The organism is Shewanella sp. (genome assembly GCF_013214165.1).
Taxonomy (GTDB): Bacteria; Pseudomonadota; Gammaproteobacteria; order Enterobacterales; family Shewanellaceae; genus Shewanella.
Map to the genome: position 1 here is coordinate 1 of NZ_JABSSM010000055.1, position 21,713 is coordinate 21,713.

22 protein-coding genes are annotated in these 21,713 nt (G+C 45.6%); 16 read left to right on the forward strand and 6 right to left on the reverse strand.

The features are described from left to right. The first annotated feature begins 223 nt into the window (after positions 1–223). Together HRU42_RS14845 and HRU42_RS14850 are read left to right on the forward strand one after the other, a co-directional pair. The gene (locus HRU42_RS14845; protein ID WP_295032097.1) at positions 224–775 is read left to right on the forward strand and encodes a DNA-binding protein; all 552 of its coding nucleotides are present in this window, start codon (positions 224–226) and stop codon (positions 773–775) included. Beyond that, entirely contained in the window at positions 772–2,220 is a 1,449-nt protein-coding gene (locus HRU42_RS14850) for a hypothetical protein (protein ID WP_295032098.1), read from the forward strand. The genes HRU42_RS14845 and HRU42_RS14850 overlap by 4 nt, the downstream gene beginning before the upstream one ends. A gap of 2 nt (positions 2,221–2,222) precedes the next feature. Here the strand turns inward: HRU42_RS14850 and HRU42_RS14855 are convergent, their stop codons facing one another. Both HRU42_RS14855 and HRU42_RS14860 read right to left on the reverse strand, forming a co-directional pair. Beyond that, positions 2,223–2,735 carry a hypothetical protein gene (locus HRU42_RS14855; RefSeq protein ID WP_295032099.1) on the reverse strand — a complete coding sequence of 171 codons (513 nt, stop codon included), beginning with the start codon at positions 2,733–2,735 and terminating at the stop codon, positions 2,223–2,225. A 412-nt stretch (positions 2,736–3,147) separates the two neighbouring features. Beyond that, positions 3,148–4,218 (reverse strand): site-specific integrase, encoded by a 1,071-nt coding sequence (locus HRU42_RS14860; RefSeq protein WP_295032100.1) that lies wholly within the window; start codon positions 4,216–4,218, stop codon positions 3,148–3,150. A 108-nt stretch (positions 4,219–4,326) separates the two neighbouring features. Between HRU42_RS14860 and dusA the strand changes: the two genes are divergently transcribed. The 3 genes from dusA (at position 4,327) to HRU42_RS14875 (ending at position 6,286) form a co-directional block, all read left to right on the forward strand. Next, positions 4,327–5,337 (forward strand): tRNA dihydrouridine(20/20a) synthase DusA, encoded by a 1,011-nt coding sequence (gene dusA / locus HRU42_RS14865; protein WP_295032101.1) that lies wholly within the window; start codon positions 4,327–4,329, stop codon positions 5,335–5,337. A 285-nt stretch (positions 5,338–5,622) separates the two neighbouring features. Next, positions 5,623–5,922: a hypothetical protein gene (locus tag HRU42_RS14870; protein ID WP_295032102.1), complete on the forward strand. Its 300-nt coding sequence runs from the start codon at positions 5,623–5,625 to the stop codon at positions 5,920–5,922. Between the two features lie 145 nt (positions 5,923–6,067). Beyond that, positions 6,068–6,286: a PspC domain-containing protein gene (locus HRU42_RS14875; protein WP_295032103.1), complete on the forward strand. Its 219-nt coding sequence runs from the start codon at positions 6,068–6,070 to the stop codon at positions 6,284–6,286. A 133-nt stretch (positions 6,287–6,419) separates the two neighbouring features. Here HRU42_RS14875 and HRU42_RS14880 read toward each other — a convergent pair whose 3' ends face one another. Then, entirely contained in the window at positions 6,420–7,157 is a 738-nt protein-coding gene (locus tag HRU42_RS14880) for an enoyl-CoA hydratase-related protein (protein ID WP_295032104.1), read from the reverse strand. 32 nt (positions 7,158–7,189) lie between these two features. Here HRU42_RS14880 and HRU42_RS14885 point away from each other — a divergent pair, with 32 nt between their 5' ends. Genes HRU42_RS14885 through HRU42_RS14895 form a run of 3 tightly spaced genes read left to right on the forward strand, consistent with a single transcriptional unit; the run spans position 7,190 to position 9,425 of the window. Then, a complete protein-coding gene (locus HRU42_RS14885) occupies positions 7,190–7,666 on the forward strand; it encodes a copper chaperone PCu(A)C (RefSeq protein WP_295032105.1) in 477 nt (158 codons plus the stop codon). A gap of 30 nt (positions 7,667–7,696) precedes the next feature. After that, a complete protein-coding gene (locus HRU42_RS14890; protein ID WP_295032106.1) occupies positions 7,697–8,668 on the forward strand; it encodes a DUF2333 family protein in 972 nt (323 codons plus the stop codon). Between the two features lie 7 nt (positions 8,669–8,675). Then, positions 8,676–9,425 (forward strand): TIGR04219 family outer membrane beta-barrel protein, encoded by a 750-nt coding sequence (locus HRU42_RS14895; protein ID WP_295032107.1) that lies wholly within the window; start codon positions 8,676–8,678, stop codon positions 9,423–9,425. 199 nt (positions 9,426–9,624) lie between these two features. Here the strand turns inward: HRU42_RS14895 and tolC are convergent, their stop codons facing one another. After that, positions 9,625–10,956 carry an outer membrane channel protein TolC gene (gene tolC, locus HRU42_RS14900; RefSeq protein WP_295032108.1) on the reverse strand — a complete coding sequence of 444 codons (1,332 nt, stop codon included), beginning with the start codon at positions 10,954–10,956 and terminating at the stop codon, positions 9,625–9,627. Positions 10,957–11,289: 333 nt separating this feature from the next. Between tolC and nudF the strand changes: the two genes are divergently transcribed. The 7 genes from nudF to parC all read left to right on the forward strand — a co-directional run bounded on the left by nudF (position 11,290) and on the right by parC (position 19,737). Continuing rightward, positions 11,290–11,892, forward strand: a complete 603-nt coding sequence (nudF, locus tag HRU42_RS14905) for an ADP-ribose diphosphatase (protein WP_295032109.1) — start codon at positions 11,290–11,292, stop codon at positions 11,890–11,892. Positions 11,893–12,239: 347 nt separating this feature from the next. Next, positions 12,240–12,686: a DUF1249 domain-containing protein gene (locus HRU42_RS14910; protein WP_295032110.1), complete on the forward strand. Its 447-nt coding sequence runs from the start codon at positions 12,240–12,242 to the stop codon at positions 12,684–12,686. A 12-nt stretch (positions 12,687–12,698) separates the two neighbouring features. Beyond that, the gene (cpdA, locus tag HRU42_RS14915; RefSeq protein WP_295032111.1) at positions 12,699–13,538 is read left to right on the forward strand and encodes a 3',5'-cyclic-AMP phosphodiesterase; all 840 of its coding nucleotides are present in this window, start codon (positions 12,699–12,701) and stop codon (positions 13,536–13,538) included. A gap of 205 nt (positions 13,539–13,743) precedes the next feature. Beyond that, positions 13,744–14,316, forward strand: coding sequence for a YqiA/YcfP family alpha/beta fold hydrolase (locus HRU42_RS14920; RefSeq protein WP_295032112.1), 573 nt, complete (start codon positions 13,744–13,746; stop codon positions 14,314–14,316). Between the two features lie 55 nt (positions 14,317–14,371). After that, complete coding sequence (parE, locus tag HRU42_RS14925) at positions 14,372–16,258, forward strand: DNA topoisomerase IV subunit B (RefSeq protein WP_295032113.1); 1,887 nt, start codon at positions 14,372–14,374, stop codon at positions 16,256–16,258. Positions 16,259–16,303: 45 nt separating this feature from the next. Beyond that, positions 16,304–17,467: a PQQ-dependent sugar dehydrogenase gene (locus HRU42_RS14930; protein ID WP_295032114.1), complete on the forward strand. Its 1,164-nt coding sequence runs from the start codon at positions 16,304–16,306 to the stop codon at positions 17,465–17,467. Beyond that, positions 17,464–19,737, forward strand: coding sequence for a DNA topoisomerase IV subunit A (gene parC, locus HRU42_RS14935; protein ID WP_295032115.1), 2,274 nt, complete (start codon positions 17,464–17,466; stop codon positions 19,735–19,737). Before HRU42_RS14930 ends, parC begins: the two co-directional genes overlap by 4 nt. A 97-nt stretch (positions 19,738–19,834) precedes the next feature. Here the strand turns inward: parC and HRU42_RS14940 are convergent, their stop codons facing one another. Together HRU42_RS14940 and HRU42_RS14945 are read right to left on the reverse strand one after the other, a co-directional pair. Then, complete coding sequence (locus HRU42_RS14940) at positions 19,835–20,026, reverse strand: bacterioferritin-associated ferredoxin (RefSeq protein WP_295032116.1); 192 nt, start codon at positions 20,024–20,026, stop codon at positions 19,835–19,837. A 162-nt stretch (positions 20,027–20,188) separates the two neighbouring features. Beyond that, the gene (locus HRU42_RS14945; protein WP_295032117.1) at positions 20,189–21,115 is read right to left on the reverse strand and encodes a D-2-hydroxyacid dehydrogenase; all 927 of its coding nucleotides are present in this window, start codon (positions 21,113–21,115) and stop codon (positions 20,189–20,191) included. A 48-nt stretch (positions 21,116–21,163) separates the two neighbouring features. Between HRU42_RS14945 and HRU42_RS14950 the strand changes: the two genes are divergently transcribed. Then, entirely contained in the window at positions 21,164–21,496 is a 333-nt protein-coding gene (locus HRU42_RS14950) for a DUF3392 domain-containing protein (protein ID WP_295032118.1), read from the forward strand. The last annotated feature ends 217 nt before the right edge of the window (positions 21,497–21,713 follow it).

The window sequence follows — 21,713 nt, forward strand, 5'->3', positions numbered from 1 at the left end:
GATGCGCAGATGTTTACTATTTCTCAGAAAAGAAAAATAGCTTATCAGAAAGAGGCGGATCCTCTTTACTTAGAATGGCAATATGATCAGACGGCAGAGAAAGAACAAATTTGGCGTGCTCAGGTAGCTGAAATTAAGGCTCGCTACCCATTACCTTCCGAAAACTAATTAATTGCTAAGTTAGAACAAGGATGGGATTGCTACTTACACTGTGGAGCTATAAATGAGCCAAATTGCGTTAGACGGTGAACTCGTCAACTTGAAAAGCTGCAAGGTCGAATTGTCGATGCAATTAGCAGATCAAGATATGTCGGGGCAAACCTCAAGCACAGCGAGCAGCGAGCAGGGGGATAAAGCCAAAGAGCTTAAAGTGACCGGTTTAATCCCGTTTACCGATGCGGCACAATTATCTCGTTTGTTTGAGCTGGTGACTGCTAAAGACGAAACGGGTAATCGTTTGGTGAGGCGTATTGGTTCAGAGTTAGCGCGTGTCGTTAAAATCAGGCAAGTTAAATTTTTTGGCCAAATTACTGCGCCTGAGCACCCCACATTATTGGCGTGGAACGTGAGTTTTCAGCTGCGTGAGCATTTAAGTATTCCAGAGGTGGCAGAGCAGCGCCAAACCCAAATGGATGCCAGTACCGAGCAAGGCACCGAGAACACCGCCAGCGTGATCCCTACGGCTGCTATTACAGAGGCACCACCGAAAGTGGAGGTGTCATCGATGGAGAAGTTTTTAACGGGGGTCGACAGCATCATAGGTGATCCCGCATGAAGCTGAGTAAACGCTTAACCGTAGGTACCGAAGTACTCGCGATAACGGATCATCATTTAGTGCTTGAGTTGTCATCGGCAGGCCGCGGTGTATTTGAGGTTAAAGGCGAGGTAAAACGTGGACAAATCGTTGCCTTTGATATGGGTTACAACAATAAACTGCAACGCTATTTTAGCGGCTATATCACCAAAACTACGCCGAGCAGCATGGGCATGCACCGCATCGTGGTACGGGAGTTATCCAGCCTATTAGCCGAGCATTGCCCGATAAACATCCGTCACGCAACATTTCGCCAGGTGATCACCCAGCTAGCCGAAGACACAGGCCTCAGCATAGTGATCCCCGATGATGCAATTTACCTCGATATCAAGGTACCGAACTTTACCAGCCAAGGTACCGGCTATCAGCTACTCGCCAGTTTGAGCGGTGTGTTTGGCATTAATGACTGTATCTGGTACCAGCAGCCAAATGGTCAAATATTTGTTGGCAGTTATCAAGACAGCCGCTGGCCGTCAAAGCCATTAGAGATAAACCAAGGATTCAGCAAAAAGCAGTTTGGTAATAGTTGGCAGCTAATGGCGATGCCTGCCATGCGACCGGGTGCAATGGTCAATGGTCATCGGGTTAAGCAAGTAGAGCTTGCAGACGACACTATGACAATAACTTGGATAGCCTCCAAAGCTGACGAACTCAGCGAAAAGCGCCACATCACCAACATATTCCCAGAGCTGTCGGCTAATTATCATTTGCCAGTTTGGGGCAAAGTGATTGCATTGCCAGAGCTGCCGACAATCGATGGCGAACGTGGCAGCGATGCATTTTATCCACGCTATGCCGTTGACGTGCAGCTGCTCGATGCAGACGGCAACGAAACTACATCATCTGCCCTGCAAGCCGTGCCATTGCCTTTATCGGGTGCCGGTAACAAAGCTGGCCGATTAGAGCCACCGGCTATCGGCTCAATAGTTGAAATAGGTTTCGCTTACGGCAGGCCTGATAAACCCTTCATTCGCTGCGTGTTGCCGTTCGGTTGGGATCTTCCTGCCATCAAAGCCGGTGAAAGCCGTAACCAGGTACGCGAAGGGGTTTATCAGCACATCGATGACAAAGGTAACTTCGAGAATAAAACCGATGAGTCGCTCACCGACATCATCGGCAAACTTGCAGAGCTGCAATGTCAGACCCGCAAGGTCACCGCCCGCGCCGAACAAGACCACCGCAGCCCCAAGACCTGGTTAGGCAGTGAAAATGAAAACGTGCTCAAACTGCTATCCGAGCTTATGGCCACAGTCAAAGCACTAGCGACCACTTGCGCCAGCCACACCCATTCGGGCATCAAGTCGGGACCGGGCAATACCAAACCACCAGTTCAAGCGAGTGCCTTCAGCAGCCAAGCATCACAAGCCAGCAATCAAAAGGCCAGACTCGATCCCATTACTAAGTAATATTAAATAGTTGTTAGTATTACGGGCATAAGTTTACTTACAGTGATTAAAGCTAATGCGGTAAACAAGCTGTAATCACGCACAGTTTCAAAAACTACGTGTCTTTTTGTTTTGGTAGATAGAGATTTTTGAAGTAGAAGGATTTTTTTATGAATGCGCTCTAGTCTTTCTATAACATTTGTACTATCAATTCTCATCCCATCTAGAAGAACTGGCTCACCAGTATGTTCAACTTTACTGTATATGTCTTTTTTAGTTAGCAAATTGATGTATCTATAGTTTTGCTGGGTAATCTCTATTAAATATTTAATATGGATTATTCCAAAAATTGAGGAAAATAATAAAAAAATCAAAGCCGAGAGCATCATCGTACTCTCGTTTATCCCCAAGTTGACGATAGTAAAATTTTTGGCATAGAAGGCAAAAATTGTGATTGATATGCCTAGAATAAAATAATTCAGCTTTGAACGCTCATTTTGAGCGTGTTTAGCTAGTTCAAGTGCTGTTTCCGACATGCTTGTTCTCAATCATTACTTTATGTTCGAACATTACCATAAAATATCAATGAGTGTTTTCAGCCACGCAATCTAGCCAACAGAATCCTTCCGTCACGGAATCCGCACTCTTCCTCACCCTCCTGCGCGCTCTTTATCGTCGTTTTTTTGCAGTTTTTTATTACTACAGTTCATATCGCCAGCCCGCCCAGCTATAAGGGTTTTGCAAGGATCGAAGATCTGAAAGGATCGCGGTTTATTTCAGTGTTTTACAGTTTTGTATGGTGGCTGTGTGTGGCAACATCAAAGTGAAACCCGCATGGTTACTGGGTTTTCGCTTGATTACGTGGGATTTCATATGAAAGGCGGTTTTATTTACTCCGAAACGAAGCAAATAAAAACAAAGAGTTAGGTAAAATATAAACTGAAAGGCTTATTCAAACTTATCATGTAGTTTATGGGGGAACAGTTGGGTGTAAACCTGCCATAGAATGTTTAGGTTTCTGTGGCCAGTGACTTGGGCAACCTCTTCGATAGAGTAACCTTTTTCAAATAATCGGCTTGCACCTTCACGGCGTAAATCATGATAACGCAGATCTTCAATGCCTAGTTCGTTACGCACTCGCTGAAAGCCTGCCGTTACTGATCTCGGGTTGTAGGGGAATATCAACTCATCGTTTAGAGGTTGGCGCTTTACGATATCGAATGAACCAGCAAGCAAAGGCACAATCATGTGGTTGCCTTCTTTTTTTCTTGGGTCCTTTCTATCTCTCACTAAAATGGTTTTATGATCTTCTTTCAAATCCTCCCAGCGTAATTTGCAAACCTCACCAATTCGCATGCAGGTCAAGATACTAAAGTCCAAGATATCAAGGAAAGGTATCCGATTCTTTCCATTGGGTCTAAAGTCCATTCTTACTTGAAGGCCCGCTCTTAATCTATCGAGTTCATTCTCTGTCGGGCGGCGCGTTCGCTTCTGACTTTTCCCCACTAAGCCCATTTCTATTAGAACGGGTACCGCATCTTCGAAAATTTGATAGTTGGCGGCGATATCCCAAACAGGCAAAGCTTTTTTCATCACACTGCGAAGGTAAGCAATATCGTGGTAGATAGTCGCAGGCCCAGCCCCAGCCGCGCGCCGATTCTTACAATGTTCAATCAGATCACTGGTCTTAAGCGAGTCACTTTTGATCTTGGCAATATCGCAGTCCATAATCATTTTAATGACATAGCGTTTAGTTCGGCCTGTTTTTCCCCAGAGGTCATGATCTTCAAAATATAAATTCAAAAGAGCACCAAGCGATACCACTTTTTTAGTCTTTAGCGCATCAGTTTTTTGTAATTCGTTAACGCGTGCTAATGCCCATGTGCGCGCCACTTCTTTTTTACTGAATGTTTTTGACTCAGAATGTATAATCGCATTCGACTTTTTTATTCGGATTAAGCAGCGAAAGCTTAATTCACCGTTCGCCTTTGGCCTTTTCTGTATTGTGAATGACGCCATGATACTCACTAAGTTGTTGAATCGTCCTACTGCATTATGGATCCTATATGGATCACCTTGCAAGGAAATTCAGAGAAATTCAAGGCAATTCAGAGCAATTGAAACAAGATGACAACACCTAATAAATCAGGCTGTAAGCCAGCAACACCAAGCCCTGCAATCAATCGAACGTTCAGCATTGCGCCTATGCTGGATTGGACCGATCGTCATTATCGCTATCTGGCGCGGATAATGTCTACAGAGTTATTGCTCTACACCGAGATGGTAACCACAGGGGCCATTATTCACGGTAAAGGTGATTATCTTGCATATAACCGTGAAGAGAACCCATTAGCATTGCAGTTAGGTGGTTCAAACCCACAGGATTTGGCAACTTGCGCTAAGCTGGCTGCCGAACGCGGCTATGATGAGATTAATTTGAATGTGGGCTGCCCTTCGGATCGGGTTCAGAGTGGTCGCTTCGGGGCTTGCCTTATGGCTGATCCCAAACTCGTGGCCGAGTGCGTCACCGCGATGAAGCAAGTCGTGGATATTCCTGTGACCGTTAAGACGCGTATCGGTATAGATGATCAGGACAGTTACGAATTTTTGACTGAGTTTGTCGACACTGTCAGCAATGTGGGCTGTGATACATTTATTGTGCATGCCAGAAAGGCCTGGTTACAGGGCTTGAGTCCTAAACAGAATCGTGAAATCCCCCCCTTGGATTATGAGCGCGTGTATCGGCTGAAGCAGGATTATCCCAAGCTGCATATTTCCATCAACGGTGGTGTTAAAACACTCGATGAATGTCGGGAGCATCTGCTGCATATCGATGGAGTCATGGTGGGGCGTGAAGCATATCAAAACCCCTATATATTGGCCGAGGTCGATCAGCTACTCTGTGGTAGCAATAAATCTGTGTTGAGCCGAGATGCTGTTTTAGAGAAATTTATTCCTTATATAGAGAAACACCTTGTCGATGGTGGCAGGTTAAACCACATCACTCGCCATATGACAGGAATGTTTCAAGGAGAGCCAGGTTCTAGAGCCTGGAGGCGCTATATTAGTGAGAATGCTCATAAACAAGGGGCTGGAATCGAAGTGATTGAACAGGCAAGAAAAAAAATGGATTGCTAGACTCTATTTAGTCATTAAAAAACCGCCTGACTGGCGGTTTTTTTGATCTCATCGCAGATAAATTAGTTATCTATAACCTCACTTAGTGAATTTAACCTGCTCATGGTTAAAATGACTAAAACCTTATTTACCTTTTCTTATCATTTCTGCACACCTGTGACGCGATAGTCGTCAAGACTTTGTTATTTAATGATTTAAATCGTTTTATTAAAGTTGGCACGCTGCTCGCATTATCTAATATGTAAATCACTTAAGTCGAAAGACACTAATGAAAAGGAAGACATCATGTTTAATTCAACTGTTAGCAAAATAGCAAAAGCATCTCTAGTGGTCGCAGTTTTGATGGGAGCGAGCATGGGGGCCCATGCGGATGGTCTTCTGGTTACTGATTTGACCCGCAATATAGAGCAGAGCATAGGTGCCCAAATGCAAGATATGATGCAAGTCGCCCAACGCGAGCTCAGTCTCTCACTACAAACACAGCTTGCGGAAGCCATGTTTGAACTGGACGTCAGTGGAACGGCAAGTGAGTTAGCTCAAAGGCAATCTGAGACAGTGATCACCAGCGCTATGGTTAAGGAATAAATATGTGGTTTACAGCGGATATAGCGGCTCTACTACTCATTCCTGTACTCAGTTTTACTCTTTGTGCCCTGTTAGTTTGCAGTTTTAGCTGGCACAAGGTTCAAGATTAAAGTAAGCCGACAACGAGACTTAAATGGAGAAGACAATGAGTGATTTTAGTTCAACCGATAGATATATGCGTCGTATGAAACGACCGACTCGCTTGGTATGTGGCGTAGCTGCAATGATGGCCGATAAGTTTAACTGGTCTTGTTTATGGACTCGAGTGGTGTGGGCCGCAGTGATCTTAATGAATCCGGCGATGGGACTCTTGATCTATTTTGTGCTCGCCTTAGTACTGCCTAAATGGCAAGCTAACGCTTGAATCGTAACTCGAGTCAGTTTGGCTGAAGAACCGACTCACGTTTTTCTGAGTTTGATATCTCTTCTCTATCAAGATGCAGAGTCCACCAGGACCCTGATCTTATCCAGTCAACCGGGCTTGTAGATTAAGCCAGTTATTTTTTGAGAAATGCTTCGAAGCGAGTTCTGGCTTCATCACTCTTTAGTCTCACAGCAAACTGCGCTAGTTCATCTTGCATCTGTTGACGTACCAGCTCTTTATTGGAACGCATCAATGCACGAGATGCCTGAAGTGCCTGTGGTGGTTGCTTAGCGAGTTTGACTGCCTGGGCCAAAGTAAAGTCAAAAATACTCTCAGATGGGATGATATCATTGATAATATTCAGTGTTTTAGCCGTATGAGCATCAAAACTTTCACCGAGTAGCAGTAATTCGGCAGCTTTTTGTGGCCCAACGAGTTGCGGAAGCAGCAGACTCGCTCCGGCTTCCGGTACCAGTGCTAAGTTAACAAAAGGTAGCTGAAACTTTGCAGTATTATCGGCATAAACCAGATCGCAATGCAGTAGCAAGGTGGTACCTATACCGACTGCAGCCCCTGTGACTGCTGCAACGATTGGCTTTTTGAGATCGAGTAAGTTAAACAGAAAGTTAAAGGCCGGGTGTTTGCTATCTAGGTTACTATTTTTTAAAAAGTCTGCTACATCATTGCCCGAGGTAAAACAGTCCTGTTGACCCTTGATTAAAAAGCAGTAAATTGCGTTGTCGGACTCACCCTGGATAAGGTATTCTGTGAGGCTAGTATACATCTCAAGGCTGAGAGCATTACGCTTTTCAGGGCGATTAATTGTGATAATTCTTACGCCTTGTTCATCCTTAACCTGAATTGTACTCATTGCGTTTTCTCCTCTAAGACGAATGGGGTTAAATGGAGTTTAAGACATTGAAGCAAATATTCAAACACATGTTTAATTGTGTCCTACTTTTTGGGGCATCTTTCTCTGCTATGGCCAATGTGGTGCTTGTCGACGGTCAGGTGAGAGCAATGCCAGCAAGTGTGCCAAATAGCGCGGCGTATTTAACCCTAGAAAATCATGGCCCTTCAATCAAACTTGTTGCCGTAGAGGCCGATTTTGTCAAAGAAGCCCAGTTACATACCGTTATCGAAGAGGAGGGTATGGTAAAGATGCGTCAGGTAGAAAGCTTCACTATTCCCCAGCATGGTCAGTTAACCTTGAGTGAGTCGGGTAAGCACATCATGTTGCTTGGTTTGAAACAGCCGTTAGTCTCGGGGGAGTCAGTCAATTTGATCCTGAAGTTCGATAATGGCTCTGCGCTTCCTGTGAGCTTGATGGTGAGTAAGCGAGCCATGACTAAATCGGAAGGTCATCACCATAACCATTAATTTAATGTGAGATTCAACGGAGTGTATCAAATGAACATGACATGGAAAAAGTGGACGGGTATCGCGGTTCTTATCATATTTATGGGCTACTTCATCAGTGTCTGGTGGAGTGTCACGCCGGAAGTGATTCTGCCGCAGCAGTTAACAGCGGGTCAAGAGTCTCGAGTCGTGGGCTACGCGACGACAACGTCACTCATAGTGACCATGGAAGCCTTGCTTAATAAGAGAGGTGGCTGGTTATCTAACGATGTGACTCCTCCCTCAATTTTTATGGATAATATGCCCGCCTTTGAATTTGGGGCCTTGGAGCAGGCGCGAGATCTTGCATTAATTATGCGTAAGGAATTCAGTCGTTCCCAGTCTCAATCCATGGCAGATAAAGACCTGTTAGCCGCTCACTCTAAGCTCAATATCGAACATACCAGTTGGTTAGTGCCTAGCGCCGAAGGTGAATATAAAGATGCCATCAAATTACTGAAACTTTATCGCGCTAAAATATCAGATACCAACAACCAAGATGCGCAATTTTATGCTCGAGCGGATAATCTCTACGAATGGCTCAAAGAGGTGCAAAAACGTTTAGGCAGCATGTCTCAGCGTCTCTCTGCCAGTGTAGGGCAAGATAGGTTGAACACAGATTTAGCCGGTGACAGTGAGGCTTCTCAGTCTACACCTAAGCAGGCTAGCCAGCAGATTAAGACCAGTTGGTGGAAGATAGATGACGTGTTTTATGAGACTCGGGGTGCGACCTGGGCATTATTAAACTTTATGAAGGCTATCGAAGTTGATTTTGCCGATGTATTACGTAAAAAGAATGCCGAAGTCAGTTTGCAGCAAATCATACGTGAACTGGAAGAGACACAAGGGTCTGTTTGGAGCCCGATGATCTTAAATGGTTCGGGTTTCGGCGTAGTCGCCAATCACTCCTTGGTGATGGCAAATTACATTTCCCGCGCAAATGCTGCGGTGATTGATCTAACAAATTTATTGATTAAAGGTTAATTAAATAATGAAAAAAACATTAGTTGCATGTGCACTTTTGGCAAGTTTGGTAGGCACTTCTGCACAGGCTGCATCACTGATAGGTTTTAAGGTCGGCGGCGATTACTGGCAGGCCGATACCAGTGGTTCTTTTGCAGAAAATGGTCAACCGCAGCAAGATTTCAATTACAGTTCGTCTTCTCAAGGTAGCATTTGGGTTGCCATAGAGCATCCGATCCCCTTGGTGCCGAATATCAAAATCAGAGAGAACCGTCTCGATGCGAGTGGTAGTAGTGTTGCCAATGGCTTTGATTTTGGTGGTAATATTTACAATGGCGATATCAATACAAACTCTGATCTAAGTAACACAGACTTTATTCTATATTACGAGCTATTAGATAATGATCTGGTTGCTTTAGATGTTGGTGCCGCTTATAAGAAGATGCATGGCTCTTTCCGTGTTAATGATAAAGTCACAAACGGCCGTGTAAATTCAGAAGTTGAGCTCGATAGCGGCATAGTGATGGCTTATGCCGATGTACAAGTCGGTATTCCAGGCCTAGGTTTATATGGTTTCGCCGATGTGATGATAGGTGTCAGTGAGTCGAGTGTTTATGATTATTCTGTCGGTCTAGGCTGGCAGTTCGATGGTCTGGCTCTGGATACTAAGGTACGTTTGGGTTACCGAGATTTTAACTTCGATGTTAATGACTTCGATGGCGTAACTACTAGCACTCAGTTTAAAGGTTACTTCGCCGGTGTCGAACTCGTTTTCTAACTCTGGTCTGCTACATCTAGCCTTCTAAATTTAGCGCGTTAACGTGTAAAGAAGAACCGCCTTTCGGCGGTTTTTTATTGGGGGATTTTAATGTCAGCCTGGCCGCTTGTATATTCAGCATAAAAAAAACCGCCAACTCATTGAGACTGGCGGTGTTTATTTAGGTTATCCAACGCGGAACACTTAGCAAGATACTAGATCACTGGGTGGTCGTTTGCGCCGTCAAACCATTGTTGATGGCGATAACATCATCTTCATTCAAGGTACCGGCAGCTTGCTTTAGTGCCAAGATAGAGTTGATGTAACCGTAACGGGCGTTAGATAGCTGTCGTTTAGAGTCATATAGGTCGCGAGTACGGTTAAGTACATCTACTATGGTACGCGTACCGACTTCAAAGCCTGCCTGAGTCGCTTTGAGGGCACTGTCTGATGAGATCACCGATTGCTCATAGGCACGGATCGAGCTGATTGAAGCACCTACGTTGTTGAAGTTGTTACGAACATCCTTAACGACCTTACGGTGAGCCTGTTCCATCCTCTCGCTCGCTTCTACGTACTGATATTGCGCCTGGTTGACTTTAGAGCTGACCTTGAAACCTTCGAAGATAGGTATGCTTAAGGTCAGGCCTACCGAGCCGTTGTCATAATCATTGGCATTATTTTGATTATTTTCTTGCTGAAAATTGGTGGAGTAACCCGCATTTAGATTCAGTGTTGGCATATGACCCGCTTTATAGAGACTGATAGTCTCTTGGGCGATATCTTTACCAATACGAGTCGTCAGTAGATCGACACTGTTGGTTTCAGCCATCTTAAGCCAATCGATTGCCCTGGTAGGAGACGGACTGACGGCACTGAAACGTTCGGTATCTAAGATATTGATCGTCTTATGCTCTATGCCTGTTATCTCACGCAGTGCTTCATAACTATTGATCAGTTCGTTCTCGGCTAAGATCTCTTGCGCTCGGGCCAAGTCATATTGAGCCTGGGCTTCGTGAACGTCCGTGATGGCGGTTAAACCCACGGCGAACCTTTGTTTCGTCTGTTCGAGTTGACGCTCAATCGCGCGCTTTTCCGAGCCCTGAAATTCGAAGGTATCTTTAGCCGATAAGACTGCGAAGTAGGCAGTGGTTACGCGAATAATCAGCGTCTGCAGTGAAGAGGCGTAGACTGCATCGGCTTGTGAGGCGGCTAACTCGGCCAGGCTCAATCCTACCCAAGCGCTGTGATCATAGATGACCTGATTCAAGGTGACGCCAGCATTTATGCCGCTTGAATCCGAATTAGACATGGTACTTTCATTGCGCCAGCTCTTGTCATATCCCACACTTGCACTTATGGTTGGCAACAATGGGGCGCGGTTTTCTTCAATCTGTTCATACAGGGCGTCACGTTGAGCCTGGGCCTGCAGTGCGATAGGGTCACTGGTTAGTGCTTGTTGATATATCTGCAGTAAATCGTCGGCCTGTACAGCAGAAGTGCTGAATGCCAGCGTGAGTGCTGCGCATATCGTGCGGATCTTGAATTTCATTGGTTGTCCTTTTAGACAAAATCCTCCAGTGGAGGAGCCGTTTAACTTTTATAGAGTTAAGTGATACCACGCATAATAGCGAGGCGGTTTGCGCTTCCCGACGCTTCCCGATACATCAAAAACTTAATGGCCTGAGCCAGCTAGCCAATTATTAATAGCTATTAAGACATAGATATTAAGAAATTACCTGTTTTCAAGTCAACTTAGAAGTGTAACAGTTTTTGATTTTTATTATGCTATTTCTAGCTAAATAGCATTTACGCTAGTCTAGCGTATTTCGTATACAATTTTAAAGATGATTTGATACTGGATTGATCCAGATGAGGAAGCGAGATGAAACAGAAATTTGATCAACAAGATGTGGATTTGTTAGGTAAAAAGACCGTGTTTAAGGGCTTCTTTTCTTTAGATGTTTATCGGTTTAAGCATAAGTTGTTCAAAGGTGGCTGGAGCGGTGAAATTCAGAGGGAGGTCTTCGAACGCGGTGATGCCGTCGTAGTATTGCCTTATGATCCTGTGACGGATCAAGTGGTATTGATCGAGCAGATACGTATTCCTGTATTGGGTAAGACCAATAGTCCTTGGATGCTTGAGTTAGTGGCGGGTATGATAGAAGAGGGCGAGATGGCCGAGGCTGTTGCCCGCAGGGAGCTGGTCGAAGAGGCGGGAGTTGAGGCAAAGCAGATGTCGAAGATCTCCAGCTACTTTGCTAGTCCAGGAGGAACCAGTGAGAAATTCGATTTTTTCTGGGCTGAGATCGATGCGAGTCAGGCACATGGAGTACATGGGCTAGAGCATGAAAATGAAGATATCCAGGTTCACGTATTCAGTCGAGAGCAAGCTTTTAAATTTGTAAATGATGGTACAATTAACAATGCGTCTACAGTTATAGGCCTGCAGTGGTTGGAGCTGAATTATTCTAAACTGGGTAAATGATGGCTGTATCAGTTTAACAATGCGTCTACAGTGATCGGTTTGCAGTGGTTGGAGTTGAATTATTCTAAACTGAGTAAATGATGGCTGTATCAGTTTAACAATGCGTCTACAGTGATCGGTTTGCAGTGGTTGGAGCTGAATTATTCTAAACTGGGTAAATGATGGCTGTATCAGTTTAACAATGCGTCTACAGTTATAGGCCTGCAGTGGTTGGAGCTAAATTATTCTAAACTGGGTAAATAACTTAGTTCCTAGATTCTAGATTCTAGATTCTAGAGCTTAGAGCTTAGAACTTATGGCCTATAGCCTAGAATAGAATCTAGCGTAAACTTGAGGTGGATCGGTAAGTGAGTAGTGTAACTAGCTTAAAGCCAAAGAGATATCAGCCGAATATTAATCGCTTTCTCACGTTGTGTGGGCGTAATTATTACCACATTCTTCGTTGGTTGCCCGATGACGCCGAGCAGGGCACAAGTTGGCAAGTGGGAGGCGAATACGGTTTTTTAGATGTTCGTTTGCTGGAAAATACTCGCTATACCCAATTGATCGAAATCTCAAGAAATGTCGGTAAAACTGATTTTGTCGACACGCCTAAAATTTCTGTTCGCGTGTATCATGATGCTAAATTAGCAGAAGTGTTAACTAGTCGACAGATTTATCAGCTCAGTCCAGTATATGATTATCCAAATATACGTATGCACCATCGTGACGAGAAGTATCGAGTGAATGCTTTTTTGGAAGAGTTATTGAGGATTGATAACTACACGAGTGTTGTTTGTTTGGCAGAATCTTAGGGTCGACTTATAGTGTTAAAAGAGGCTATCTCTTATTCTCTTGGAGAGCAGGCAAGTGTGAGAATCGTGCAAGTGACCGATCCTCATCTGTTTGCTGATCCAAATTCTCAACTCTTAGGTGTTAATACAGCTAAGAGTCTGGAGTCTGTGCTCAATACCATCAAGGCTGTGGATTATCCGGCAGATCTTATGTTGGCGACTGGAGACATCAGTCAAGATTATTCGGGGGAGTCGTACCACAACTTTGTGCGAGCGATAACTCCTCTGGATATGCCTTGCCATTATCTGCCCGGAAATCATGATGATTCTCGTGTTATGAATCTGCATATGCAGGGCGAAAAGATATTCGGTCAGCGTCGAATATTAGCCGGTAACTGGCAAATAATCATGCTGGATTCTACGGTGAGGGGCAAGCCTGGTGGACACATGGCTGACAGTGAAATAGAGATCATTAAGAGCGCCGTAGCCGATCAATCCGAACGTCACGTTTTACTGGTGATGCATCACAATCCCATTCTGGTCAAGTGTCGCTGGCTAGATCAACATTGCATGGATAATGGCAGTGACTTTATCGAGCTAGTGGCGCAGATCCCACAAGTCAAAGGCTTGCTATGGGGTCATGTACATCAAGAGCTGGATGTAGAGCACCAAGGTATGCATGGTATTATCCACTTGATGTCTACGCCTTCGACCTGCATCCAATTTAAGCCGCTTTCGTCTTACTTTGCACTCGATGCGCAGCAACCCGGCTATCGACAGTTGGAACTTAAAACCGATGGCAGTATGATCACCAATGTATCTCGCGTTCCGGGAGATAAATTCTCTCCAGATAGGGATGCCAGTGGTTATTAACACCGGTTTTGTCAGCTTACATAGGGATTGAAGCCAGCTTTTAATGGTGTTTCATTGTAAAAATTCGCGGCTTTCCACCTCTTTGAGGTCTAATCACTTGGTAGAAACGTAAGCAAGTGTTAGCATCCTACCGATCATTTATTAAAGTTACTCTCACTCCTCAGAGTGGTTATTCGATGATGGGAAAATCCGTGTATGAGGAAATATGCTGCTTTATATTCATGGGTTCAATAGCTCACCGTTATCAGATAAAGGGCTTGTCACCGCGCAATTTTTCGCAGAACACTACCCCAATCTGAACTTCCATCAGCCTCAATTACCATCCACTCCTAGAGAGGCGATGGAATTACTGTCGGGACTGGTGGAGTCGGCACTCGAAGATGGAGAGACGCTCACTTATATAGGTTCCTCGCTTGGCGGTTATTTTGCGAGTTATTTAGCCGAAAAGTACGGTGGGCGAGCTGTGTTGGTTAATCCTGCTGTGACGCCTTTCGAGCTATTCGATGAATTTATCGGCCAACAGTACAATCCCTATATCGATGAGTATTATCAAGTTCTGCCTGAACATAAAGATCAGCTTGCCGCTTTTAATACTGACGTTATTCTTAATCCCGACCGATTTTTAGTGCTATTACAGTCGGGCGATGAAGTCCTGGATTATCGACAAGCAGTACAAAAATATCATTGTTGTCAGCTGTTGATTCAATCCGGTGGCGATCATAGCTTCGTGGGCTATGGAAAGCAGATGCACGCTATCTGCCAGTTTCTGTTTGCTTGACAATTAACCATATCAGGCCGCAACATGGCCTTAATAACTATAAATTGTGTGTGCCATGACAAATCAATATACCTCAGATGCCATCGAAGTCCTGAATGGGCTAGATCCCGTTAAACGCCGTCCAGGTATGTATACCGACACCACGCGCCCAAACCATTTGGGACAAGAAGTTATCGATAATAGTGTCGATGAAGCACTGGCGGGGCATGCCACTAAGATTGAAATAACCCTACATAAAGATAACTCGTTAGAGGTTATCGATGACGGTCGTGGTATGCCTGTGGATATTCACCCGGAAGAGGGAATATCCGGGGTAGAGCTTATTCTCACTAAGCTGCACGCGGGTGGAAAGTTCTCCAACGATAACTATCAATTTTCAGGCGGTCTACACGGGGTTGGTATCTCAGTAGTGAATGCACTCTCGAGTCGTGTGGAAATTACCGTGCGACGCAGCGGTATTGTCTATGATATCGCCTTCGAACATGGTGATATGGTCGAAGAGTTGCGCGAGACGGGAACTTGTGGCCGTAAAAATACCGGGACCAGAGTTCATTTTTGGCCCATTCCCAGCTATTTCGATTCAGCCAATTTTTCCGTGCCTAAGCTGACGTATTTATTGAAAGCTAAGGCGGTTCTCTGTCCCGGGCTTAAGATCAAATTCACTAACAAGCAGACGGATGAAGTGCAGGAGTGGTTCTACGAGAGTGGCTTAACTGATTATCTACAATCTTCGGTTAAAGATGCGCTTATGTTGCCTGTGGAGCCATTTGTAGGCAGTTCGAAGGGAAATATGGAGGCGGTAGATTGGGCTATTACCTGGTTACCGGAAGGGGGAGAGTATCTTAACGAAAGTTATGTGAATCTTATTCCTACTCCCTTAGGTGGCACTCATGTGAATGGCTTCAGGCAGGGGTTGCTCGACTCAATGCGTGAGTTCTGTGAGTTTCGTAATCTTATCCCCAGAGGGTTAAAGCTCACCCCAGAAGATATCTGGGATCGCAGCAGCTTTATCTTGTCGATTAAGTTATTGGATCCGCAATTTTCCGGTCAGACCAAGGAGAAACTCTCCAGTCGTCAGAGTGCGGCGTTTGTTTCCGGCATTGTCAGAGATGCCTTCAGCCTCTGGCTTAATACTAATACCGAACAAGCACTGGCGCTGGCGGAGATGTGCATTAATAATGCCCATAAACGCTTAAAGTCGGCTAAGAAGGTTGCCCGTAAGAAGGTGACGTCTGGTCCGGCACTTCCTGGTAAGTTGACCGATTGTAGTGGTCAGGATCCTATGCGTGGAGAGCTGTTTCTGGTGGAGGGTGACTCGGCGGGAGGCAGTGCTAAACAGGCTCGAGATCGAGAATTTCAAGCTATCATGCCTCTGCGTGGTAAAATTCTTAATACTTGGGAGGTGGATTCCAGCCAGGTATTGGCGTCAGAGGAAGTACATAATATCTCGGTTGCGATAGGCTGTGATCCCGATTGCAGTGATATCTCCGAACTTAGGTATGGAAAAATCTGTATCTTGGCCGATGCGGATTCAGACGGACTGCATATTGCGACCTTGTTATGTGCGCTGTTTATGAAACACTACAAGATCTTGGTCGAAAAAGGCCATATCTATGTGGCTATGCCTCCTCTGTTTCGTATCGACGTAGGCAAAGAGATTTTTTATGCGTTAGACGAAGCGGAAAAGCAGGGCATACTGGATCGTATTGCTGCCGAGAAGAAGAAAGGTAAGGTTCAGGTGACTCGATTCAAGGGGCTGGGTGAGATGAATCCACTGCAGTTACGAGAAACCACCATGGACCCTAATACACGACGCTTGGTGCAGCTAACCATAGATGATGTCGAAGATACCATAGCGCTTATGGATATGTTATTGGCTAAGAAACGTGCCGGTGACCGTAAAATTTGGTTAGAATCTAAAGGTGATCTTGCTGATTTTTAGTGAAGTTCCTCCGATTATTAGAATAATTAGGCTTATAAAACAATAATGTTGTTGAATCAGAAAAAAAATCAACGAAGCTGGAGCATACTGTTAGCTTGCGCCGCTGTGCTGTTTAGCCAAGAGATACTGGCCGCACAACCCATGATGATCACTGTCACTAAAGGCTTTGGCTTGACTCTTTATGCTTCAGAGCTTGGTGATGCCAAGCAGCTGGCGTTGGGGGATAAGGGCACGCTATTTGTTGGTTCCCATAAGAAGGGCACCATAGTGGCTCTGGTCGATAGTAATGCCGATGGCCGAGTCGATAAGCGCTATGTGGTAGCCAAAGGCTTAGATAATCCTGAAGCCATTGCCTTCCATGATGGCGATCTTTACGTCGCCGTAGATGAAAAGATAATTAGGTTTGTCGACATTGAGAACCGCTTGCGCCGCCCAGGTCGGGGCAAGGAGATCTATGATCGTCTCCCAGGCCAGACCAATAAGAGCCAACGTGCGATGCACTTTGGTCCGGATGGCCGCTTGTATGTGGCTATCGGTGCACCCTGTAATGTGTGTGAGGCTGTGGCCCCGTTTGGCAGTATTATCGCCATCGATATAGCGACCGGCAGTAGTGAGCAAGTCGCAACGGGTATTCGCACTGTGACGGGCTTCGATTGGTCGCCTTTGGACGATGCCTTATGGTTTGCTGACCAAGGGCGAGACTGGATGGGCGATCGATTGCCTCCCGATGAGATTAATCGGCTAGAAACAACTGGTGAGCACTTCGGTTTTCCCTATATTCACGCCGCTTCGGTCATAGAGCCTGCCTACGATAGGCCTAAGAACCTGAAGATCACCTTGCCTAATTTCGAACTGCCTGCTCACGTCGCCCCAACGGGCCTGCATTTTTATCGTGGTCAGGCATTTCCAGCTAAATATCATAATCAGATATTTGTCGCCGAGAATGGTTCCTGGAATCGTTCGAGTAAAATTGGTTACCAGGTGGTGATGCTAGAAATTGAACAGCAAAAGGTCGTCAAGCGCAGTACTGTGGTCAGCTTCTTAGATGGCGGTTTTCCTGTAGCCAGGCCTTACGCGTTATTAACGGCTCCCGATGGAGCCATGTACATATCAGATGATCTTAAAGGCAATATCTACCGTTTGTATTACAAAGATATTGTTAAGAAAAAATTAGAACAAGCTGCGCAGGCAGAGGAAACTGAAAAATGAGTGATGCGATAGATTTAAGTCTAGATGGCGTAGAGCAGATGTCGATGCGCCGCTTCACGGAAGATGCTTATCTAAATTATTCCATGTACGTCATCATGGACCGGGCCTTGCCACATATTGGTGACGGATTGAAGCCGGTTCAACGTCGTATCATCTATGCCATGAGTGAATTGGGCCTATCGGCTCAGTCTAAGCATAAGAAGTCGGCCCGTACCGTGGGTGATGTGTTAGGTAAGTATCATCCCCATGGGGATAGTGCCTGTTATGAGGCCATGGTACTGATGGCGCAGCCTTTCTCATATCGATATCCCTTGGTCGATGGTCAGGGAAACTGGGGAGCGCCAGACGATCCTAAATCATTCGCCGCCATGCGTTATACCGAAGCGAGATTATCGAAGTTTTCAGAGGTCCTGCTCAGTGAGCTAGGACAAGGCACTGTCGATTGGGGAATTAACTTCGACGGCACGATGAAAGAGCCATTGGTGCTACCGTCTCGTCTGCCGCATATCTTGCTCAATGGCATTACCGGCATCGCCGTGGGGATGGCGACAGATGTACCGCCACACAACACCCGTGAATTAGTGGCTGCATGTATCGAGTTACTGGATAACCCTAAAGCAGATCTCGAACGCTTGATGGAGTTTGTGCCTGGACCCGACTATCCAACTGAGGCGGAGATAATTACCCCCAGGGCGGATATCGCTAAGATCTATTCGACAGGTAAAGGTTCGATAAAGGCGCGAGCCGTTTATGCTGTTGAGAGTGGTGAAATCGTTATCACTGCTTTGCCGCATCAGGCCAGTGGCGGCAAGATTTTAGAACAGATTGCCGCGCAGATGCAGGCCAAGAAACTGCCCATGGTGGTCGATCTCAGGGATGAATCTGACCACGAAAATCCGGTCCGTATCATTGTGGTGCCGCGTTCGAATCGTGTCGATTGTGATCAACTGATGGCTCACCTTTTTGCGACGACGGATCTGCAGAAAAATTTCCGGGTAAACCTGAATATTCTGGGGCTTAACGGGAAACCTCAAGTCAAAGGGCTTAAACAGATCCTCACCGAGTGGTTGGAGTATCGTTTAACTACTGTGACTCGAAGAATCACCCACAGACTGGATAAGGTCTTAGCCAGGTTACATATTTTAGATGCCTTGATGGTTGCCTTCCTTAATATCGACGAGGTGATCGAGATCATCCGTTATAAGGATAACCCCAAGGCTGAATTGATGTCACGGTTCCAGATCTCCGAGATTCAAGCCGATGCTATTTTAGATCTTAAGTTACGTCATCTGGCTAAGCTTGAAGAGGTGAAGATCACATCGGAGCAGAATGAGCTGGCAGTCGAGCGAGACAAGCTAGAGTTGCTGCTTAGTTCGGATAGACGCCTGAAGACCTTGATTAAGAAAGAGTTAAAGCAAGATGGTGAGAACTATGGCGATGATAGACGCTCGCCATTGGTGGAGCGTAGTGAGTCTAAGGCACTGACTGAGCAAGAGTTATCTCCGGTAGAGCCCGTGACTGTGGTCTTGTCTGAGAAAGGTTGGGTCCGCTGCGCCAAGGGACATGATGTAGATGGTAATACCCTGTCTTACAAGTCTGGAGATGGTTTCCTCTGTTCGGCGGTAGGTCGAAGTAATCAGCCTTCGGTATTTATAGGCTCAACCGGTAGAGCATTTGCCACCGATACTCATACCTTGCCTTCGGCCAGAAGCCAAGGTGAGCCGATCACCACACGTTTTAATCTGTCACCCGGTGAGGTGATGGAGCATCTCTTACTTGGCGATGATGAGAAGTTCTATCTGTTAGCATCGGATGCAGGTTATGGGTTTGTTGGCTCATATAAAGATATGGTGTCGAGGAATAAAGCCGGTAAAGCACTACTTAGCCTACCGGCTAACGCTAAAGTGATTAAACCTCAGTTGGTGGATAAGTCGAAAGTCGAGTCGATTCTGGCGATCACCAATGAAGGCAGAATGTTGCTATTCTCTATGGAAGCCTTGCCCCAGCTATCTAAGGGCAAAGGGAATAAGATCATAGGTATCCCAACTGAAAGAGCGAAGAATAGAGAAGAGTTGCTAATCCACCTGCATGTGGTACCCGAAGATACTTGTGTTACTCTTTGGGCAGGTAAGCGCAAGCTAACCCTGAAACCAAGCGATTTGGAGCATTATCGTGGGGAACGGGGCAGGAGAGGGGCGAAACTGCCACGGGGATTACAACGTGTCGATAGCGTAGAGCTAGGTGATGGCAGCAGTGAGGTCATAGACTAGTCCGTACACTCGCCAGAGATAAAAAAAGCTGCTAATGGCAGCTTTTTTTATCTGAATTTTTTATGGGAATAATAAGCTAAGAGTCGTTTGTTGCTTATCAGGCCACTTGGTAATACTTGGGCTCTATGTCCAGCTGTCGCTGGATTATCTGGCCAGCCATCTTGGTACATTTACCGCATTGACTCCCCACACCCAAGCGTTTCTTCACATCAGCTAGAGAGACATCTCCCTGACTAACGGCAGCTTTTATTTGTGTATCGGTAACGGCGAAGCAAAGACATACGTACATTGATATAGGCCCTCTAGCAAGATGAGCGAATTATAAATGAAAATGATTCTCAATGCTAATATCAAAAATGTATAAGTCAAAATAGAAACTCAGCTAGCCGTTATAGCTAAGTGTGAATGACGTCTGAAAAATGGAAAAACTGCTGCTTCTGACCATTCGATACTAGTAACCGCGCTCGAAGTTGACTTCATGGGAGAGTCGCTGGCCTCTTAGCAGTTTATGGTAGTTATCGGCAAAGATCTCGACCACCTGTTCGGGAAAACTAGGGGCGGCGATATGTGGCGTGATGATGACATTATCCAGTGTCCATATGGGATGATGTTGAGGTAATGGCTCCTGGTTGAAGATATCTAATATCGCATTCTGGTGGATGTTTTCCTTTAGTTGCAAGTACAGTGCATCGAGATCCAGTACATCAGCTCTGCCGAGGTTAAATATAATACCATCGGATTTTATCAGTGATAAGATCTGGGCGTTGAGCGCTCCTTGCGTATCTGGGGTGCTTGGAAGTATGCTGGCAATAGCATCAGCCTGGGGGAGATGGTGGGGCAGATTTGCTAGGGTATCGACATCATCGAAACCAATCGTTGGCTTAGCGCCTCGGTTTATCCCTGTTACATGCATGCCAAAGTGCTTCGCGGTTTGGGCAATATGCTTGGCGATACTACCCGTTCCGAGCAGAAGTAAATGCTGACCCTGAAGGGTCTTGAAGCTGCCTGGCCACCAAATTTTCTGCGTCTGTTGCGACCCGTATATGGTGTGCTCTCTCTGGTGAGCAAGCAGATAACCAAACACGTATTCGCTCATCAAGGGGCCGAATATGCCCCTGACATTGGTCAGCCGATAGTCTTTTCTTTGGCGCGGCCTGACTAAGGAATCGACGCCGGCTATGGTCGATTGCATCCAAATAATATGCTTCCCGAGAGGCAGTAACGGCGCGGCGAGAGAAGGCTCTGCCAGCCAAATATTGGCTTGTGAAATCTGCTGGGTTTCATCACCCAGAATTTCAATTTCGGGGAGGTGACAGGATTGCAGTAAAGATCTATATCGCTCATTATCGCCTGTGAGTAATAGTAACTTGTATCTCATCTTCAGTCCCCTTATTCTACTGAATAATCTTGTCTATGGGTCTTGCATATGGAACGTATTATTTCAGTATTTCATCAAGTTGGCTCTTTGCTCTATCCTTGGCTCAATGAGATCTCAACAGCCATTATTGCTTGCTTCTTGATTGTGTTTGGCGCCGATATAAATCGGCTGTTAAGTCGAAAGTTGACTGGGCGATCATTTGTATTACGAACTCTAGTCTTTGTGGTGATCAATGCATTTGGTTATGGGGTGTTAATTGTGACTGCGAGTCCCATTCTTGCTAACAAAATGGCTCAAGTGTCGGCCCATTGGTTGTTGCTTCTCATCATAGGTTTCTTTCTATTTATTGGTGTTTGGGCGCAGCGACATAGGCAAATTTAGCCGAGTTTACCTATAGTTTAGGCGGCTATTGAATTTTTGCGCAACAAATTCGATTCAGCGTAAAGCCCTGCTTGTGATAGCGTTACTGAGTCTTATCGGCAGCCTTTGAAGTTTGTTGAATGCGGGTCTCAATAATGCCTGCAGAGCCTTCATCGCTCGAGCCTGCTGCATGTTTCCAGCCTAGCTAAGCAACACCGGTGAACTAAGGTGCCACTCA

Bases quoted from the DNA above. Each gene is read 5' to 3' on its own strand.
- HRU42_RS14845 (WP_295032097.1), top strand. From the start codon at position 224: ATGAGCCAAATTGCGTTAGACGGTGAACTCGTCAACTTGAAAAGCTGC.
- HRU42_RS14850 (WP_295032098.1), top strand. From the start codon at position 772: ATGAAGCTGAGTAAACGCTTAACCGTAGGTACCGAAGTACTCGCGATA.
- HRU42_RS14855 (WP_295032099.1), bottom strand. From the start codon at position 2,735: ATGTCGGAAACAGCACTTGAACTAGCTAAACACGCTCAAAATGAGCGT.
- HRU42_RS14860 (WP_295032100.1), bottom strand. From the start codon at position 4,218: ATGGCGTCATTCACAATACAGAAAAGGCCAAAGGCGAACGGTGAATTA.
- dusA (WP_295032101.1), top strand. From the start codon at position 4,327: ATGACAACACCTAATAAATCAGGCTGTAAGCCAGCAACACCAAGCCCT.
- HRU42_RS14870 (WP_295032102.1), top strand. From the start codon at position 5,623: ATGTTTAATTCAACTGTTAGCAAAATAGCAAAAGCATCTCTAGTGGTC.
- HRU42_RS14875 (WP_295032103.1), top strand. From the start codon at position 6,068: ATGAGTGATTTTAGTTCAACCGATAGATATATGCGTCGTATGAAACGA.
- HRU42_RS14880 (WP_295032104.1), bottom strand. From the start codon at position 7,157: ATGAGTACAATTCAGGTTAAGGATGAACAAGGCGTAAGAATTATCACA.
- HRU42_RS14885 (WP_295032105.1), top strand. From the start codon at position 7,190: ATGGAGTTTAAGACATTGAAGCAAATATTCAAACACATGTTTAATTGT.
- HRU42_RS14890 (WP_295032106.1), top strand. From the start codon at position 7,697: ATGAACATGACATGGAAAAAGTGGACGGGTATCGCGGTTCTTATCATA.
- HRU42_RS14895 (WP_295032107.1), top strand. From the start codon at position 8,676: ATGAAAAAAACATTAGTTGCATGTGCACTTTTGGCAAGTTTGGTAGGC.
- tolC (WP_295032108.1), bottom strand. From the start codon at position 10,956: ATGAAATTCAAGATCCGCACGATATGCGCAGCACTCACGCTGGCATTC.
- nudF (WP_295032109.1), top strand. From the start codon at position 11,290: ATGAAACAGAAATTTGATCAACAAGATGTGGATTTGTTAGGTAAAAAG.
- HRU42_RS14920 (WP_295032112.1), top strand. From the start codon at position 13,744: ATGCTGCTTTATATTCATGGGTTCAATAGCTCACCGTTATCAGATAAA.
- parE (WP_295032113.1), top strand. From the start codon at position 14,372: ATGACAAATCAATATACCTCAGATGCCATCGAAGTCCTGAATGGGCTA.
- HRU42_RS14930 (WP_295032114.1), top strand. From the start codon at position 16,304: ATGTTGTTGAATCAGAAAAAAAATCAACGAAGCTGGAGCATACTGTTA.
- parC (WP_295032115.1), top strand. From the start codon at position 17,464: ATGAGTGATGCGATAGATTTAAGTCTAGATGGCGTAGAGCAGATGTCG.
- HRU42_RS14940 (WP_295032116.1), bottom strand. From the start codon at position 20,026: ATGTACGTATGTCTTTGCTTCGCCGTTACCGATACACAAATAAAAGCT.
- HRU42_RS14945 (WP_295032117.1), bottom strand. From the start codon at position 21,115: ATGAGATACAAGTTACTATTACTCACAGGCGATAATGAGCGATATAGA.
- HRU42_RS14950 (WP_295032118.1), top strand. From the start codon at position 21,164: ATGGAACGTATTATTTCAGTATTTCATCAAGTTGGCTCTTTGCTCTAT.